Annotated in this window: 13 protein-coding genes; 3 read left to right on the top strand and 10 right to left on the bottom strand. The window is 60.0% G+C overall.

The annotated features are described in order from the left end of the window. Nucleotides 1–149 precede the first annotated feature (149 nt). Nucleotides 150–1,265 (top strand): glycosyltransferase family 4 protein, encoded by a 1,116-nt coding sequence (locus ACWJJK_RS15865; protein ID WP_156879589.1) that lies wholly within the window; start codon nt 150–152, stop codon nt 1,263–1,265. A 51-nt stretch (nt 1,266–1,316) separates the two neighbouring features. Here ACWJJK_RS15865 and pmbA read toward each other — a convergent pair whose 3' ends face one another. The 10 genes from pmbA to ACWJJK_RS15815 form a co-directional block, all read right to left on the bottom strand. Continuing rightward, nucleotides 1,317–2,669, bottom strand: a complete 1,353-nt coding sequence (gene pmbA / locus ACWJJK_RS15860; protein ID WP_454128278.1) for a metalloprotease PmbA — start codon at nt 2,667–2,669, stop codon at nt 1,317–1,319. Nucleotides 2,670–2,727: 58 nt separating this feature from the next. Then, entirely contained in the window at nt 2,728–4,173 is a 1,446-nt protein-coding gene (tldD, locus tag ACWJJK_RS15855) for a metalloprotease TldD (protein ID WP_086135314.1), read from the bottom strand. A 54-nt stretch (nt 4,174–4,227) separates the two neighbouring features. Then, nucleotides 4,228–5,049, bottom strand: a complete 822-nt coding sequence (locus ACWJJK_RS15850) for a carbon-nitrogen hydrolase family protein (protein ID WP_156879590.1) — start codon at nt 5,047–5,049, stop codon at nt 4,228–4,230. Then, on the bottom strand, nt 5,042–8,917 hold the full coding sequence (locus ACWJJK_RS15845) for a YhdP family protein (RefSeq protein WP_454128277.1): 3,876 nt from the start codon (nt 8,915–8,917) through the stop codon (nt 5,042–5,044). Before ACWJJK_RS15845 ends, ACWJJK_RS15850 begins: the two co-directional genes overlap by 8 nt. 9 nt (nt 8,918–8,926) lie before the next feature. After that, nucleotides 8,927–10,381, bottom strand: a complete 1,455-nt coding sequence (gene rng / locus ACWJJK_RS15840) for a ribonuclease G (protein ID WP_077728946.1) — start codon at nt 10,379–10,381, stop codon at nt 8,927–8,929. A gap of 7 nt (nt 10,382–10,388) precedes the next feature. Continuing rightward, nucleotides 10,389–10,988: a Maf family protein gene (locus ACWJJK_RS15835; protein WP_086135317.1), complete on the bottom strand. Its 600-nt coding sequence runs from the start codon at nt 10,986–10,988 to the stop codon at nt 10,389–10,391. 1 nt (nt 10,989) lies between these two features. Beyond that, nucleotides 10,990–11,457: a 23S rRNA (pseudouridine(1915)-N(3))-methyltransferase RlmH gene (gene rlmH / locus ACWJJK_RS15830; RefSeq protein ID WP_086135318.1), complete on the bottom strand. Its 468-nt coding sequence runs from the start codon at nt 11,455–11,457 to the stop codon at nt 10,990–10,992. A 184-nt stretch (nt 11,458–11,641) separates the two neighbouring features. Continuing rightward, nucleotides 11,642–12,739, bottom strand: a complete 1,098-nt coding sequence (gene nadA / locus ACWJJK_RS15825) for a quinolinate synthase NadA (RefSeq protein WP_156879592.1) — start codon at nt 12,737–12,739, stop codon at nt 11,642–11,644. A 112-nt stretch (nt 12,740–12,851) separates the two neighbouring features. Further along, nucleotides 12,852–13,151, bottom strand: a complete 300-nt coding sequence (locus tag ACWJJK_RS15820) for a helix-turn-helix domain-containing protein (protein ID WP_086135320.1) — start codon at nt 13,149–13,151, stop codon at nt 12,852–12,854. Continuing rightward, nucleotides 13,132–14,037: a hypothetical protein gene (locus ACWJJK_RS15815; RefSeq protein WP_156879593.1), complete on the bottom strand. Its 906-nt coding sequence runs from the start codon at nt 14,035–14,037 to the stop codon at nt 13,132–13,134. The genes ACWJJK_RS15820 and ACWJJK_RS15815 overlap by 20 nt, the downstream gene beginning before the upstream one ends. 416 nt (nt 14,038–14,453) lie before the next feature. On the opposite strand from ACWJJK_RS15815, the gene ACWJJK_RS15810 reads away from it, so the two are divergent. Beyond that, complete coding sequence (locus tag ACWJJK_RS15810) at nt 14,454–15,548, top strand: phosphatidylinositol-specific phospholipase C (RefSeq protein ID WP_454128276.1); 1,095 nt, start codon at nt 14,454–14,456, stop codon at nt 15,546–15,548. 370 nt (nt 15,549–15,918) lie between these two features. After that, nucleotides 15,919–17,994 (top strand): glucoamylase family protein, encoded by a 2,076-nt coding sequence (locus ACWJJK_RS15805; RefSeq protein WP_156879595.1) that lies wholly within the window; start codon nt 15,919–15,921, stop codon nt 17,992–17,994. Nucleotides 17,995–18,052 lie beyond the last annotated feature (58 nt).

Raw genomic sequence — 18,052 nt, 5'->3', positions numbered from 1 at the left:
CATCGGGTATTATACTGTCCCATTTTCTTGAGTCTTTCTTCGCGAGTTTCGGGACGACGGGCTGCGGGTCGAGTGCGAACAGGCAACCAAGACACGGGCCATACGAAAAGACGACGTTCCGCCTTTCCAGGTCATTGAGCCAAGCCGTTTTGAACAAGAAACTTTTATTTTTCGTTACCGAAGACTGGTTCGTTTGCTCGCATTGGCTGCCCCACGTGACTGCCGCCCGTGACGCAGGCTACCAGGTCTACGTGGTGACGCGGGTACGGCAGCACAGGGCTATCATCGAAGCGCGAGGCGTCCATGTCGTTCCGCTCGAATTGTCGCGGCGCGGCCGCAATCCGATGGCGGAACTCCGGGTGATTGCCGATCTGATCAAGATTTACCGAAAGATTCGGCCCGATCTGGTGAAGCATGTCGCCATGAAGCCGGTGGTGTACGGCACCATTGCTGCGTGGTTCAGCCAGCCATGTGCCGTGGTGAATTACATGGCCGGTCTCGGCTGGCTGTTTACTTCGGACAGCGTCAAGGCGCGGCTGCTTCGTCCGGTGGTCCGCGCCGTGTTGAGGCAGCTTTTCGCACGGGGGCACGTTATCGTGGAAAACCCGGACGATTACGAGCAGATGATGAGCTTGGGGTTGCCGGCCGCCCGCGTGAGCTTGATCCGGGGCGCCGGTGTGGATCTCCGGGAATTCAGTCCGGCGGTAGAGCGCGATGGGGTCCCTTTGGTCGTCCTGCCGGCGCGCATGCTCTGGACCAAGGGGGTAGGAGAGTTCGTCACGGCCGCCGAGCGGCTGCGCGCCGAAGGCGTCGCGGCGCGATTCGTCCTGGTAGGCGATCCTGACCCCGACAATCCGGAATCGGTCTCGATCGACCAACTCGAAAGCTGGCGGCAGAAAGGGGCGGTCGAATGGTGGGGGCGGCGGGACGACATGCCTCAAGTGCTCGCCGCATGCCATATCGTCTGCCTGCCCTCATATCGGGAAGGCCTCCCCAAGGCGCTGCTCGAAGCGGCAGCCGCGGGAAAACCCATCATCACCACCGATACCCCCGGCTGTCGGGAGGTGGTCCGTCACGGCGACAACGGTCTGCTGGTACCGGCGGCGGATGCGCTCGCTCTGGCCGAAGCGCTCAAAACGTTAATCGAGGATGGGCCGCAGCGGGAGCGGATGGGGCGTCGCGGCCGGGAAATCGCGGAGACCGAATTTTCCTCGGAAAAGATAACCTCCGAAGCTTTAGCCCTGTATAACGCCGTCCTTTCGTGAGTGGTAGGTCGGCAATCCCTTGCCGACGAAGGTGTCTCCGTCAGGGGAACTTCAATTCCCCGCTACCGTCATCTTTTCGAGCAAAATAGATCCGGTTCGGGTATTGCCCCGCAGGTCTACATCGTTTCCGACGGCCTGTAGATTCATGAACATATCTTTCAGGTTGCCCGCGATGGTGATTTCCTCCACGGGGAACTGGATCTCGCCGTTCTCCACCCAAAATCCGGATGCGCCGTGGGAATAATCGCCGGTGACCGGGTTGACGCCCTGGCCCATCAGTTCGGTGACGAGAAGTCCCGTATTCATGCGTTTCAGCAAGCCCTCTAAATCGAGTTCGCCGGGGTCGATGACGAGATTGTGCACGCCGCCGGCATTGCCGGTGGTTTTCATGCCGAGCTTGCGGGCCGAGTATGTGCTCAACACATAGGATTCGAGTATGCCGTCCTTGACGATGTGGTGAGGTCGGGTCCGAACGCCCTCGGCGTCGTAGGGTGCGCTGCCCAAGGCCTTCTTGAGGTGCGGTTCCTCGCGAATTCGTATGAAGGCCGGGAAGATCTGCTTTCCCAGATGGTCGAGCAGGAACGACGACTTCCGATAGAGATTGCCGCCGCGGATGGCGCCGATGAGATGGCCCAGCAGGCTGGACGCGATATCCGCCGCGAAGATGACCGGGCATTGCCGGGTGCTCAGCGAACGGGCGCCGAGCCGCTTTACCGTGCGCTCGGCGGCCTTTCGGCCCACCAGCTCGGCCGCTTCCATGTCTCGGGCGTCTCGCGCCACGGTCCACCAATCGTCCCGCTGCATGCTGTCGCCCCGCTGGCCGATGACCGAACAGCTCAGGCTGTGGCGGCTGGACGCATAGCCATGCAGGAATCCCAGCGAGTTGCCCAGGACTCGTAACCCTTGGAAGGTGTTGAGGCTCGCGCCCTCGGAATTGACGATTTCGGGATGAAACTGGCGTGCGGCATTTTCGCAGCCTATCGCCAGGTTTATGGCGGTTTCCGCGTCCAGGTCCCAGGGATGATAAACGTCGAGATCGGGGAACTCGGTGGCCAGCATGTCCCGGTCGGGCAATCCGGCATATTCGTCTTCGGCCGCGTATTGAGCGATCCGGCACGCGGCTTCTACGGTTTCCCGCATCGCCGTCGCGCTGAGGTCGGTGGTGCTGGCCGAACCCTTGCGCTGGCCCACGTAGACCGTGACGCCGAGTCCGCGGCTGCGATGATGTTCAATGGTTTCGACCTCGCCCATCCGCGCGGTGACGGAAAGGCCGTGCTCCAGACTGACGCCGGCCTCCGCCGAGGTGGCGCCTTGCCGCCGGGCTTCGGCCAGGCAATCCGCCACCAGGGATTTCAATTGTTCGAGTTGTTTTGCTTCACGTGCGAAAGTCGTGGGTTCCTGCACGGATGGCTCCTTCTAATCGTTAAATCGTTCGGATATAGGAACGGGTCGGGCGCTGGTCTTAAACCCGAGTACCGCCCACGGTCAGCCCGTCCACCCGCAAGGTCGGCTGGCCGACGCCCACGGGTACGCTCTGGCCGTCCTTTCCGCAGGTGCCGACGCCGGTATCGAGCTGCAAATCGTTGCCGACCATGCTGACGCGGGTCAGCACGTCCGGGCCGTTGCCGATCAGGGTCGCGCCTTTGACCGGCCGGGTGATTTTCCCGTCTTCGATCAAATAGGCTTCGCTGGCGGAGAACACGAATTTGCCCGAGGTGATGTCGACCTGGCCGCCGCCGAAGTTCTTGGCGAACAGCCCTTTTTTCACCGAACCGATGATTTCCTGCGGGTCGTGAGGTCCCGCCAGCATGTACGTGTTGGTCATGCGGGGCATGGGAAGGTGGGCATAGGATTCGCGGCGGCCGTTGCCGGTCGGCGATACGCCCATGAGCCGGGCGTTGAGCTTGTCCTGCATGTAGCCCTTGAGAATGCCGTTTTCGATCAAAACCGTGCATTCCGTCGGCGTGCCTTCGTCGTCGATATTGAGCGAACCGCGCCGGCCGGGCAGGGTGCCGTCGTCGACTACCGTACAGAGCGGCGAAGCCACGCGTTCGCCGATTCGCCCGGCGAAGGCCGAAGTGCCTTTGCGGTTGAAATCGCCTTCGAGTCCATGGCCTATCGCTTCGTGCAACAAAACGCCCGGCCAGCCGGGTCCCAAGACCACGGTCATGGTTCCCGCGGGAGCTTCGACCGCTTCCAGATTTACCAGAGCCTGGCGCACGGCTTCCCGTGCGTATTCGATGGCCCGGTCTTCTTCCAAAAAGAAGCGGTAATCCGCGCGGCCGCCGCCGCCGCAGCTGCCTTGTTCGCGGCGCCCGTTTTCCTGGACGATCACGCTGACGTTGAGCCGCACAAGCGGACGCACGTCGCCATGGAGCGCTCCGTCCTGGCCGATCACCAGAACGACTTCGTGGCTGCCGGCAAGGTTCACCATGACCTGTTCGACGCGCGGATCGAGTCTCCGGCATTCCTCGTCCAGACGTTTGAGGAGGGCGATTTTCTCTTCTTCGGGCAACGATTGCAGCGGATCGATCGGCAGATAAAGCTGTGGCGGGCGATATAGTCCGGAGACTTCCCGTTTGCCCTGTGCTCCCTCTCGAGCGATGGCTCGCGCGTTCTTGGCGGCTTCGAGCAGGGTCGGCAGCGTAATTTCGTCGCTGTAGGCGAATCCGGTCTTTTCGCCGGAAACGGCGCGTACCCCGGCGCCTTGTTCTATGCTGTGGCTGCCTTCCTTCACGATGCCGTCTTCCAGCATCCAGGACTCGAACCGGGTGGATTGCAGATAGACGTCGGCGGCATCCACCGACGCGCTCAAGAGCTGTCCCATGACGCGGTCGATGTCGCCGCCTATGAGTCCAGCCGGCTCCAGCAGGGTTTGCCGGGCGATTACAAGAGGATCATGACTCATGATGAGGTGTGAGAATTAAGCTGATGATAAAAACTAGCCTACACGCCATAGCCCTCAGCGGCAATGCAGTTTGCGGTGGGTCAGGGCCGGAAACGCGGCCCGCACTTTCTGCAGCCGGTCGCGGTCGAATTCCGCAGTCACCACACCGGCGCCCTGTGGAAGGCTGCCGAGCACCTGGCCCCAAGGGTCCACGATCATGCTGTGGCCGAAGGTTTCGCGGCCGTTGACGTGAAACCCGCCCTGATTGGCGGCGACGGTGTAGCACAGGTTTTCGACCGAACGGGCGCGCACCAGGATTTCCCAGTGAGCGGCGCCGGTTTGCGCGGTAAAGGCCGAGGGAACGACGAGAATGTCCATGCCGCTGTCCGCCATCTGCCGGAACAGTTCGGGGAAGCGGAGATCGTAGCAGATCGACAAACCGAGTCGCCCGAACGGCGTGTCCAGGACCAGAGCCTCGCTACCGGCGTCTATGGTCTTGGACTCGTGATACTGTTCGTCGGTGCCGGGCACGTTGACGTCGAACAGATGAATCTTGTCGTAGCGTCCTGCCCGCTCGCCTTTGTCGTTATAAACCAGGCAGGCAGCGCGGACTTTGCCGTTGTCGGCGCGGATCGGCATGGTGCCGCCGACCAGCCAGACCTTCAGCCGCTCCGCCGTCTGGGCGAGAAAATCCTGGATCGGTCCGGAACCGTCGGCTTCGGCTACGGCCAGTTTGTCGGTTTCGGATGTACCCATGATGGCGAAATTTTCCGGGAGCACGATCAGGGAAGCGCCCTGGGACGCGGCTTTCTCGACTAGTCGCCCCGCCTCGATGAGGTTGGCGCTGACGTTGGGACTGGACGCCATCTGGATAGCGGCGAGAACCGTTTTACTCATTCGTCTTTTTCTCCGTTTCGGTGCCAAAACCTGATAAATCTTTCATGCCGCTCCAGGCCCGGTCGAGAATGTCGAGCGGCAGGTTGCGGCTAATCTTGGTGATTTGCGGTTCGTCCCAACTACCCTTGACGGCGTAGTGGGTCGCGGTGATGCTGTCCACTTCCTCGCCGACCAGTTGTTGTGCCAGAAGCACGGCAGCCCCGACTGCGGGTCCGCCGGCCAGAGCGCCCGCGATGGGCAGAGCGACGCTGGTGTGGGGTATGACGGTGACGACTTGATCCAAATCTCTCGCCACCAATCCGGCGCGGCCGTTGATGACGATCTTGGCGGGAACCGCATCGATTAGAAAACCCTTCGTTACGGCTTGACTGTTGCCGAGCTGAAAGGTTCCCAGGACGCTGTCATAGGCTAGGCCCTTGCCGAACAAATCGCTGAAATCGAAGGACAGCCTGCGCCACAACGTGTCCAAGTTTAACATACCGAGCACCCGGCCCAGCCCCGGCTCGACCTTGAGAATCGCGCCTTTGCCCAGCTTCATCCGGATGTCGCCGTTGACGCCGGCACGGGAAAATTGCTGGGGCGCGCCCGGCCAGGACAAAGTGAAGTCGACGTCGGAAGGGGTTTCCCTGACCTCGCCGGAATAACCGATGACGGTCAACAAATCACCCATGTCCTCGATGCGGAGTTTCCCCTCGATACGCGTGGATACGGTTTGGTCCGCCGACCGTGTCCAACTGCCGTGGATGTCGAAGCGGTGATTTTTGGTCCCGCCCTCGAGTGTTCTTATGATCATGCCATGAGCGTGGCGTTCGGTTTGGAGTGTGAATGGGCCTAAATCGGCGTCCTGCCAGAGTAGCCGCTTGGCATTAAGCGCCAGATTCGGTACGGCGGACGGATCGATGGGTTCGATGTTCGCCGGTCCGGCTTTATTGGCCTTCAGTTTCGGTATCTTGAGGTGTTCCAGATCGAAAGCGATCGAATCGGCCGTGGCTTTGAAGCCCCCCTTGCCGTAAGCGCTGGCGATATGGCCCCGCCAATGTCGGTCTTCGCTCTCCATGTCGATGATCAGGGGACCCAAGGTTTCTTTGTTCCAATATAGCGTCCCGACGTTCAGTTCCAGTTTACGCAAGAGACCGGTACTGCCCGGCTCGTCCGAGGAGTTGGGCAGCAAGCGCCGCCATTCGGCGGCTTCGAGTTCATCCAGTCGGGCGAAAATTGCGAGGCCGGGTTTCGATGAGGGGGAGGGGAGCGGTGTTCCGATGGCGATATCGCCCCCTTCCAGCTCGATGCCGGTATCAGATTCCGAGAGCCTGAGCCGTGCGGTGACATCGTGTCCATAGCTCAGCCGAAGCGGGATCTTGCTGCCGGCGAGAATCGCCGTTTCGATGAATAGATCTTTTCTCGCTTTTTCGCGCTTTCCGAGTGGCGCCGGCAGATTCAACTCCAGGCCCGTCATTCCGGACGACAGCGACAGAACCAGCGGATCGCTTTCGGTATCGAGCGATTCCGGAATCCGGAGGTTGAGCCGATAATCCGTGGCTCCCCGCGCCCATCGCCAAAGACTGCCGGGGATTTGTTCCTGCAGGTCCGACACGCCGATTCGGCCTTTGATCTCGACCGAAGTCTCGGCCTTCTGTCCCGAGATGCGGATGACGGCGGGACGATCGAACGCCGAGGCTCGAATGGCATCGGCGCTCAAACCGGTTCGCGTAAAATGCAAGGGGCCGTTGATGTGCCCCAGTTCCAGCCCGGCATCCTCGACGCGGAGGGTCGCATTTTTGAATTCCGCTTTGCCTTCGACTTCGGTATCGCCCAGTTTTTGATCGAGCGGAATGGTCAGGTTCAGCGAAATATCCGTTTCGCCGGCGGTGCTCACGAACTTGCCGAGCCGTTCGGGGATATCCCGAAGGGGAGTGTGGGCGAGAAAATCCAGGGCATCCGGCACCGTCGCGCGAGCGGTTCCGCTCAGTTTGAGCCAAGGCGAAGACTTTAGGTCCTTGGTTTCGGCGTGCGCTTCCGCAATCTGGCCCTGGCCGATTCGTCCTTTGGTCGAGCCGATTTCCATGCCGGGACCGTGGAATTGCACGCGGGCGTCGGTTTGGGTCAGCGGCGGCCAGTCCGGATGAAAGCGAAGTTCGATGTTTTGCGCTTCGATCGAGGATTCGAATACGCCTTCGTTCCGATAAAACGGGAAATCGGCGATCGCGCCGTGAAACAGAAGATGGGCATTTCGGACTTGTCCGCCGATCAGCGCCTGCTCCAACCAACGCGAAGTTTGGGGGATTACGGCGAAAGGCAGGTAATTCTTGACGGCGGCCACAGTCGTTTCGCCGAGTTGCACGCGAAGATCGAGGAAGGGAGAGGCATTTGGGCTTTTCGGCAGGACGACTCCGAACCGGCCGCGTGCGGCGAGATCGGCGTTTTCGAGCGAAAGCGAACGGGATGAAATCGACCAATCCGTGTCGGTTTGCCGCCAGGACAGATCGGCCGTGGCCTTATTCAGATGAACCGGGCTCTTCAGTCCCAGCGCGGCCGGTTGGATATCCCCGTTTTCGACTGATACCGAGATCCGGCCGGTTTTGTCGGTACCGCAGAGTTTTCCGGTGAAGCCGGAAACGCCCGGAAGCGATTGCCAGGCATTCGAGCCGAAATCGTCGAATGTTCCGCACAGGGCTACGCGTTCGCCCAGCGATCTTCCGGGTGCGAAAAAGAAACTGGTATTCCGTACGGTGCCGCGCGGAGCCAAGTCCCTCAACATTCCGCCGGCTTTTTCGCCGAGCACCGGGAGAGCGTGCAAGACGGTGTTGATATCGCCCAATTCGAGGTACGACGCTGCGGCGCGTATGACGGCAGGCGTTCCGCCGGCGCGACGGGTGAGAGCGAAGGAAAGGCGGGTCTTGGGCCAGGTGTCGGTCAACGCCGGCCTGAAGCGATCGAGATCCAGTCGCCAGCCGTCGTTTTCCAGCTGCCACCTGAACCGGCTTTCCAGGGAGGCCAAAGCCAGCTGATTTTCGGTGTTTGAATCCCCATGGAAAACGAATAACGGCTTTGCGAGCTTGACGTCTCCCGTCACGGAATTCAGCGCGCCGTTCCAGTTTCCCCAAAGTCTGAAATCCGCTATTCCGGATTTCATGGCGAAACGCGGCGTCGATAAGGCGTCGGCTATCCGGGCCGTATCGATGCGCTTTCCTTCGAGGTAAAGCTTTCCGGACCACTCCTCGGCCCGGAAGAGATCGCCTTCCGCATTCAGGACAAGCCGGAATGCTTGGCCCAGACTTTGAGGCAAGATGATATCGGCACCGAGCTTATGTTTTCCGTTTTTGTTGGCAAGCCGGATATTCGCCCGTCCTAAGTGCAGAGACGGTTTGTTCCCTTGCAAATCCAGCCATTCCAGATCGCAGTCCAACAGTTCGAAGCGGCCGTCGCCCATGAGCCAGGCCGGCGGCCGGTCGCGCACGTGCAGACCTACGATGCCGATCGTGCCGTCTTGCCTGCGCCGGATCGAGAGTTTCGCTCCGATAATCTTCAGCCGGTCGAAGCTGGGTTGGCCGGTCAACAAGGTGCGAAGCGGATCGACGTCGACGCGGATTGCGGCGAATCGGATCGCCGGCTGGCCTTGCGAGTCCAGGATATGGAAGCCGTTCAGGGAAAACTCGGGATGGAAGCCATGCAGGCGGGCCGACAGTTCGTCGATTCGGACGGTTTCGCCGATCAGGAAACCGATTTCGGTTTCCAGGCGGCGGCGATACTCCGCCGCTCCGGGAAACAGCCAGAAGCGCAGGACAGTAACCGTCAGCGCCAATATGACAATGAAGCAAAGACCGAAATACAGCGCCGTTCGGTGGGTAAAACGAAGAATTCTTTTCAAAAGACGGCGCTACAGCAGGACGACATCGTATTGCTCCTGGGTATACTGCGTTTCGGCGCGGAATTTGATGCGAACCCCTAGGAATGTCTCCAGTTCCGACAAGGTGTCGGCTTCCTCGTCCAGCAGTCGCTCGACGACTTCGTTGGATGCCAGCACGAGGAGTTCCTGGACATTATATTGACGCACTTCGCGAATGACTTCGCGGAAAATCTCCATGCAGACCGTTTCCGGCGTTTTCAACACCCCGCGTCCGCTGCACGCCGGACAGGGCTCGCACAGGATGTGCTCGAGGCTCTCGCGGGTGCGCTTGCGCGTCATTTCCACCAGCCCGAGCGAAGACACCTCGCTGATGGTGTTCTTGGCGTGGTCCTTTTCCAGACTTTTTTCCAGCGCTTGCAGGACCTGCTGCTTGTGGTCCTCGTCCCGCATGTCGATGAAATCGATGATGATGATGCCGCCGAGATTGCGCAGCCGTAGCTGGCGCGCAATGGCTTGGGCCGCCTCCAGATTGGTCTTGAAGATGGTTTCTTCCAGGCTGCGTCCGCCGACGAAGGCGCCGGTGTTGACATCGATGGTCGTCATCGCCTCGGTCTGGTCGAACACCAGATGGCCGCCTGACTTGAGCATGACCCGGCGCTCCAGAGCCTTCTGTATTTCGTCCTCGACGCCGTAGAGATCGAACAAAGGCCGTTCGCCGGAATAATGCTCGACGAGGGGAGCCAGTTCCGGAACGAATTCCTTGGCGAACTTGACCAGGCGACCGTAGGTTTCGCGAGAATCGACCCGAATTTTCTCGACTCGGGCGCGGTGCAGATCGCGCAAGACCCGCATGCTGAGCGGCAGGTCCTCATGAAGCAAGGTTTTCGGCTTGACGGTCTTGATCCGCTGAGCGATGGAGTTCCACAGCTTGAGCAGGAACAGCATGTCGGTGCGGAGCGCGGTTTCTTCGATGCCCTCGGCGGCGGTGCGCGAGATGAATCCTCCGGTGGCGTGCTCCTTCTGAAAGGTTTCGATGACGGTGCGCAGCCGAATCCGTTCCTGAGCGCACTCGATGCGCTGCGATACGCCGCAGGTTCGGCTGTAAGGCATATAGACCTCGTACACCGACGGAATGGCGATTTCGGTGGTGAGCCGCGCGCCCTTGGCACCTATGGGGTCTTTGACGACTTGTACGACCAGTTCCTGCCCTTCGTGAAAAATCAGCTCGATCTGGTCGGTCGGTGTTTTCTCCCGATCGGTGGCTCCTAGATCCGATATGTGCAGGAATGCCGCCCGTTCCAGCCCGATGTCCACGAAAGCGGCCTGCATGCCGGGCAGCACTCGGCAGATCTTGCCCTTGTAGATGTTGCCGACCAGCCCGCGGCGGCGGGTTCGCTCGATCAAGACCTCTTGCAAGACGCCGTTTTCGACGATGGCTACGCGAGTCTCCCGCGGTGTGACGTTGATGAGTATTTCGTCGCTCATGCGCCGGCTAGGTGGCAGAAACGTTGAGGACCGAGATCCCGACACATTTCAACAGTTCCGCCGTCTCGAAAAGCGGCAAACCCATGACGCCCGAGTAGCTGCCGGACAGATGCCGAATGAAGACCGCACCCTTGCCCTGAATGGCGTAGGCGCCGGCTTTGTCGCGGGGTTCGCCGGTGGCCCAGTAAGCTTCGATTTCTTCCTGGCTCATTCGGCGAAAGCTCACGCTGCTGACACTCAGCGCTTCCCAATGCCGGTCGCCTTTCCGCAGCGAAACGGCGCTCAGGACCCGATGCTCCCTACCGGCCAGCTGCGAGAGCATGCGCGAAGCGTGCTCGAAATCTTGCGGCTTGCCCAGGATGTTCCCGTCCAATACGACCTCGGTATCCGCCGCCAATACCGGCAGCCTGCCGCCGCTGCTCTTCCATGTTTCGAGCGATTTTTCCGCCGCCACGCGCTGGACATAGGCTTCGGGGGACTCGTTCGGCTGCGGGTGTTCGTGAACTGCGGCCGGCATCACGTCATAGGCGATGCCGAGTTGATCGAGCAGTTCGCGGCGGCGGGGCGATGCCGACGCCAAAATAATCTGCGGACTTCGGGTGTCCATGCTATCGGTGATAAGGGTGATGCTGCAGAATGCTCCACGCCCGGTAGATCTGCTCGGCTACGATGATACGCACCACCGGGTGAGGAAAAGTCAACTTCGATAAGCTCCATCGTTGATTCGCGCGTTCCAGGCAAGCCGGAGAGAGTCCGTCCGGTCCTCCCACCAGAAGCGCCACGTCGCGTCCGCTTTCCAGCCAGCGCGCCAAAGCTGCGGCCAAGTCCGGCGTGCTCCACTCCTTTCCCGCCACATCGAGCGCGACTACATGCACATCGCGCGGCAATGCCGCCAGCATCCGCTCTCCTTCATCCTCGGTCAGTCGGACGATGTCGGCATTCTTCCCGCGTTTCGCCGGGGCGATTTCCTTCAGCGCCAGTTCGCACTCCCGGGGCAGGCGTTTGGCATACTCCGAATAAGCTTCCGTCACCCAATCCGGCATACGGTTACCGACGGCCACCAAATGAATCCGCATGTGACAGCGCGGGACAAAAAAACGAATTATAAGGCAATCGGCCTAATTTACCGACTGCGACAAATGGGGTGGCTGAAAGAAAAAGCACGTAGGATGTGCTGACCGAAGGGAAGCGCATCGGTTGCGAACGATTCGCTTCCTTGCGTCAGCGCATCCTACCGGCTCGCCATCGACGCGTTGCGAATCAAGCCAGTTGCAGCATCTTGTTCAGAGCCAGCTTGGCCCAGCGTGCGTCACCCTCGGGTACTTTGATGCGGTTGACGACGTGTCCTTCCACAAGGTTTTCCAGCACCCAGAGCAAGTGTTGCGGATCGGTTCGGAACATCGTCGAGCACATGCACACGGTCGGGGACATGAAATGAACTTCCTTGCCCTGCGGCTTGAGTTCCTCGGCCAGCCGATTGACCAGGTTGAGCTCGGTGCCCACCAGCCAGCGGGTGTTCGGCTCCGCCTCGCGTACGGTTTTCAGAATGTATTCGGTCGAGCCGATGTACTGGGCTTTCTGGCAGACTTCGAAAGAACACTCGGGATGGGCGATCACCCGTGTGTCCGGGGAACGCTCCAAAAAGCGGTCGATATGCTCCGGGCGGAACATCTGATGCACCGAGCAGAAGCCCTTCCAGAGAATGATCCTCGCCCGGCGGATTTCCTCTTCGGTCAGGCCGCCCATGGGTTTGGCGAAATCCCAGGTCACCATCTCGTCGAGCGGAATGCCCATGCGATAGCCGGTGTTGCGTCCGAGGTGCTGGTCGGGAAAGAACAGCACTTTCTGCCGCTGGGCGAAGCTCCAGTCGAGAATCTTTTGGGCATTGCTGGAGGTGCAGACGATGCCGTTATGCCGCCCGCAGAAGGCTTTCAGATCGGCTGCGGAATTGATGTAGGTCACCGGCGTCACGATTTCGTCGGGATCGAACAGTTGACCGAGTTCGTTCCAGCACCGCTCGACGGCGGCCAAGTTCGCCATGTCGGCCATCGAGCAGCCGGCCGCGAGGTCGGGGAGAATCGAGATTTGTTCGGGACGCGACAGGATATCCGCCACCTCCGCCATGAAATGCACGCCGCAGAACACGATGTACTGGGCACTGGACTTGGAGGCTTCGCGGGACAGCTTGAGGGAATCGCCGGTCAGGTCGGCGTGGCGGAACACCTCATCGCGCTGGTAATGATGGCCCAGAATCACGCAACGATCGCCGAGTTTTCGCTTCGCGGCGATGATTCGTTGCTCGCACTCGGCGTCATCCAATAGGGCAAATTGCTGTATGGCAAGAGCGGATACGGACATAATTCGGCGGTAACACGAGTGAAATATGGCAGTGTGGAGGCCGATAATAACACAGCAAAATAGTGCGTAATAGGTGTCGCGAACGGGATCGACGGTGTGGTCTTGTTGCGAATCAATCTGAGAAATGCGGACTGACGTTTGGGATATTCCGACTCAGTTCCGCGGACGCAGTTGATTCAGGGGGGGCGCCGAATTGGCGGCGAAACGCGGTGGCGAAGTTGGCGGCACTGGTGAAACCGGCCCGGTGCGCAGCCTTGTTCACGCTAAAGCTTTCGCGTTCCAGCGCGGTGCGTGCACCGTCCAGCTGAACCGCCCCGGTTTTCCCGGAGACAGTTAACGTTGAGTCAGGCCGCGATGACCGACCAGTTTCAGCTTCCGCCGCAGCAGGCCGGTCAGGGAATGGCGCCGCCATCTAATTCCGTCATCGTTGTTTCTGTGGAAGCCTCGCCAGTCTCGGCACCCGAGTTCATGGCGACGTTCCAGTCCCGCACCACGCGTTGCGCAAACGACCGCACTCCTTGATCGGCATCTCCGGCGAGTCGCTCGAATGCATCGATCACCGCACGATCGCGGAATCCCTGACTAGCGCCATGCTGCCATAAGTGGTGCGCTGCACGCTGACGGAACTCGGAGGTGCGGCCGGACGCTTGGGCGGTGGCGATCAGCGCTTCCGTAGCCCTGGGATCGTCAACGCCCTCCAGTACATCCAGCGCCTCCTCGTGCAATCGGCTATACGGCGATCGTAAGGCATCCAGGGCCCGTTCCACCGAAGCGGACAGTCGGCGCCTTTGAGCCTCTTCGAAAAGTTTCTGCTGGGCTTCGGGATCTCTTGCTTCGTCCGGATCGATCCCCGCGTACGATCCGGGCAGTGGGCGGAACTCGTCCAGGCTCTTAGGCTCACCGGGAGCGGGTTTCGGCTCCGCGGCGATCAGCCGGAGCGTGTCCGCGCTGCCCGGATTTCCCAGGACTCGCGTTACCCAACGTCCTTGGTTGTCGGGATAAGCTACGAAGGAATAACCGTCGAGCAGTCGTCGCAGCGCCTCGGGCACGTCGAGGTCGGCGAACGTCACCGATACCTTTCGGCGGTCGGCTTCCGTCTCGCCGATGAGGAAGCGGATTCCGGCGGCGGCCCCGACTTCTTCCAGGCAACGCTGCAAGGTTTGATTTTCGCAGCGCAGGCTCAGGCGCTGATCGGTATAGCGCGCTTCGGGCTCAACCGTGGAAGTGGCCGGAAGCGCTTCGCCGCAAACTCCCGCCAACAGTGCGACGGCTCCTAAAATGGTTTTCCGGTGGATCATGATCACAAGACCTCGTTCGGTGTGGGTTCGCCCGTTACTTTCGCCATGCCCCGCCGGGCACGACGGCGCTTTTACCTTGAAAGCAACCGGGATGCCATCGCCTCGAAGACTGGACACACGCGCGCCGAATTCCCGCACTCGGGAAGCTCGCCAGGCAGGGTGACGCGCTTCGGATTGGGTTCCCCCTCGGTCGCCCCCCTCAAATCAGCGCCATTTTTACGCCATATCGTTTTGTGTACGAAATATCGTAATTCCTCGACGGATTACGATCGGCTCGCTACCCCATGCTCTTAGGCATAACCCAGTGAATTCAGTCGCTTACATGAGGAGGCGAGCGTTGGCCCGCGGTTTGCGCCAGTACGCATCGTCACCGTACCCGAAAAGAAATCTCTTTACATACATTCAGGAGACGAGCCGTGAACACTCTTAAAACACTGACCGCCTGGTTCCTTACCGCAGCCACCGCCCTGGCAAGCACGGTTTCCCCGGCCATCGACAACTCCGCCTATTCGCACGACGCCGACAACGGCGCCCGCAATCCGCAGTGGATGAGTTCGCTGCCCGATAGCCGCAAGTTCAGCGAACTATCCGTGCCGGGAACCCACGACACCATGGCGTTGTACGGCGGCGACTATGCTCAGGCGCAATCCATGTCGCTCGCGAAACAACTCGATGCGGGCATCCGGGCACTGGATATCCGCTGCCGCCATTACGAAAACACTTTCCAGATCTATCACGGCTTCGTGTACCAGTTTGCGAGCTTCGAGACCGTGCTGGACGCCGTGCAGCAGTTCCTGAATCAAAACCCCCGGGAAACCGTTTACATGTATATCCAGTCGGAAACCACAGACATCACGCCGGCCAAGGGAAACACCCGGTCCTTCGCCGAAACCTTCGACGACTACAAGTCCCGGTATCCCGGTCTGTTCTGGGAGCATACCGGCGAGAATCCGACCCTGGGCGAAACCCGAGGCAAGGTCGTCGTCATTCAGAATTTCTATCACTCGCCCGCAGTGGGTCTCGATTACGACCGCTTCGTCAAGCGGGATAACGATTGGAAAGTCAGCACCAACTGGAAACTCTACGACAAATGGACCTCGGTCAAATCCCAGCTCCAACTGGCCGCGACGGCGTCGACCGATACGGTTTTTTCCATCGGCCTGAACGGCGCCGAAATCGCTTTTCCCTACTTCGTCGCCAGCGGCCATAGCTCGCCGGGCACCAACGCGCCCCAACTGATGACCGGCCTGACCACGCCGGGCTGGAAGGACTGGTATCCGGATTTTCCGCGGGTCAACTGCGTGTTGGGCATCTGCTCCATCGCCTTCCTGGGCACCAACCAGTTGACCAACCTTTGGCTTCTGACGCAGAGGATGACGGTGGACCTGCTCAACATGGACCCGAGAAACAAAGACCGGGAGCGCATCCCCTATCCCCGCGTCGGCCTCATCTGGGCCGATTTTCCGGGCAGAAGCTTGATCGAGAACATCATCGCGCTGAATCGCAGGTAGTCTCGAGCGGTGGAGCACATGAAGGGGTGGCAAGATGAGGAGGCATTGCCACCCCTCTTATTATCTTGGCACACCGTGAAAAGCATCGCTCATGCTGAAACTGGAAATAAAACGGGATACACCGTTCCGCTTGGAATCCATTCCATTGCGCAACGCTGTCTGAGGCGGTTCGAAAATGCATGACCGTTTCACGCGGAGACTTTTTTCAGACCTGGACAATAAGCCGAGTTGCACGAGAACTACGCATACTCGGCATCGCACGAGCCCGCCGTCCGCGAATTGAGATGCCTGCCGGCATCCTCTATTCTTAGCGACTTTAATAAAATTGGCCGATTCGTGCTCAATAAGACGATAACCGGCGGGCGGAGATGTGAACCTAATCCAGCAATTGTTATTGACGGTCGGCCTGGGTTTGATGGCTGTTTCGGTTAAGGGAAGCGATCTGGGCCTGAGCGACGAACCTTTATTAAAAGAATTTCATTTGGCGGATTTCGACGGTAAGGCGGACGAAGCCGCCTTATTGAGCGATTGGAAGATCATAGTGGAGCGACAACCGGCCAGCATGGCGTTTCGGCTGGGCGAAGACCGAACGAACGGTGTTTCGGGGAGGTCCCTCCAGGTGAGATACGCCTTGCCGCCGTCGGCCGATTCGGTGGATCTCCCGGAAACCAGCGGCGAGTTCAGCGCGTCGCTGAATTTGAACTCGCTGGATGCGGCGGACTACGATCATTTGAGGTTCTGGGTCAAGGGAGATCCGGCCGAGGGTTTCAACCCCGAGTTCGAGGTGCAGTTTCGCCGTCCGGAACCGGCAGGGAGCGGGATGAAGGAAGTCGGCAGCTTCATGGTGAGCGGTATTACCGATCAATGGAAACAGGTCGTCGTGCCTTTGAATTACATGATCGGCATCAAGGACTGGAGCCAATTGTCTTCCTTCGTCATTACTTTTTCGCCGCGCGAGATGCGCGTCCATAATGGGGCCTATTGGATCGACGATATCGCGCTGATCAAAACCGGCAAACCGGGGCCCGGCACCGGCGATCTGGTCATCGCCGAAAAGAAGAAAGCCTGGGAAGACGCTTTAGGCGGCGAAGCGGCGGCGCGTCCCAAACTGCGGGAGCGACTGGCCGGCTGGCCCGCTACGCCCTTGATCGACGGCAAAACCCTGCCTGCCGACGAGCGGGAATTTCTCCGCCGCATCGCGCAGGATACCTGGCGCGGCCTCGACGCTTTGACCGACAAGCTGCACGGTTTGCCGCTGGATCGCGTGCATTTCGGCAACGGCTCCGTCGATCTCTCGGTTTCGAAAATCGGCGATTACACTAGCGTCACCAATATCGGTTTTCATTTTCTAGCGGTGGTTGCCGCTCACGAGCTCGGATTCATTACCCGCGAGCAGGCGCTGGAACGGCTCGCGGCGACGCTCGCGACCTTGGAAGTTCTGGAAACCTATCGGGGCTTTTATTTCAATTACTACAACACCACGACACTGGAGCGTACCAGCAATTTCGTCTCGTTCGTGGATTCGTCCTGGCTGACGGCGGGTCTCGTCGTTGCGCGGCAGACGTTTCCGGAGTTCGCTGCCCGTTGCACGCGGCTGATCGAAAACGGCAACTACCGTTTTTTTTACGATCCCGACCATAAGCTCATGTCCCACGGGTATTATGTGAACATGGCCTTGCTGTCGACCTTCCATTACGGGGTGTTTTACGCCGAATCCCGCATCGGAAGCTTGATCGCCATCGGCAAGGGCGATGTTCCCGAGGAACACTGGTTCAGGATGGCGCGCACCCTGCCGGCGGAATTCGATTGGCAGTCGCTTACGCCTCTGGAGCGCACGGAGAAGAGCGTGAACGGTTTTCGCTGGATCGGCGGCTATTACCAATGGCGGGATTACCGCTATGTGCCGTCGTGGGGAGGCAGTTTGTTCGAGGCGCTGATGCCGGCGCTGGTGCTGGATGAAGCGCAGCACGCACCGGGCAGCCTCGGCTACAACGGCAAAGTGCATACCGACATACAGCGGGCATACGCGCTGGAGTCGCTCGGTTATCCGGTCTGGGGCATGTCGCCCAGTTCTACTCCGGGCGCGGACCGCTATTCGGAGTACGGGGTAAAGTTTCTCGGTGCGGCGGGCTACGGCGAGGGCGTGGTAACGCCTCATGCGGCGGCCCTGGCCCTGCTCACCGAACCCTCCGAAGCGGCGGTCAATTTGCGGAAACTGATCGAACTTTATCCCATTTACGGCGATTTCGGATTCTACGACGCGGTGAATCCGGTGACGGGCGAAGTGGCGTACAACTATCTATGCCTGAATCAGGCGATGATTCTCGTGGCTCTGGCGGACCATCTCGCCGACCATGCGGTGCAGAAGCGCTTCGCGGCCGATCCGATCGTACAACGGGCCTTGCCCCTGATCGGCTTCGAGAAGTTCGTCGATCAGGCGCCTTGACCGTGGCATCGACAGCGAAGCTTATCCGCACCTTCGATCGCGGCGCAGCGCGCCGAAA

Source organism: Methylocaldum gracile, from assembly GCF_053646815.1.
This window is presented reverse-complemented; position numbering and strand designations above follow the sequence as displayed.

Coding starts and splice junctions, on each gene's coding strand:
- nadA (WP_156879592.1), bottom strand. CDS start 12,739: ATGTCCGTATCCGCTCTTGCCATACAGCAATTTGCCCTATTGGATGAC.
- tldD (WP_086135314.1), bottom strand. CDS start 4,173: ATGAGTCATGATCCTCTTGTAATCGCCCGGCAAACCCTGCTGGAGCCG.
- ACWJJK_RS15850 (WP_156879590.1), bottom strand. CDS start 5,049: ATGAGTAAAACGGTTCTCGCCGCTATCCAGATGGCGTCCAGTCCCAAC.
- ACWJJK_RS15835 (WP_086135317.1), bottom strand. CDS start 10,988: ATGGACACCCGAAGTCCGCAGATTATTTTGGCGTCGGCATCGCCCCGC.
- ACWJJK_RS15815 (WP_156879593.1), bottom strand. CDS start 14,037: ATGATCCACCGGAAAACCATTTTAGGAGCCGTCGCACTGTTGGCGGGA.
- rng (WP_077728946.1), bottom strand. CDS start 10,381: ATGAGCGACGAAATACTCATCAACGTCACACCGCGGGAGACTCGCGTA.
- rlmH (WP_086135318.1), bottom strand. CDS start 11,457: ATGCGGATTCATTTGGTGGCCGTCGGTAACCGTATGCCGGATTGGGTG.
- ACWJJK_RS15820 (WP_086135320.1), bottom strand. CDS start 13,151: ATGGCGGCGCCATTCCCTGACCGGCCTGCTGCGGCGGAAGCTGAAACT.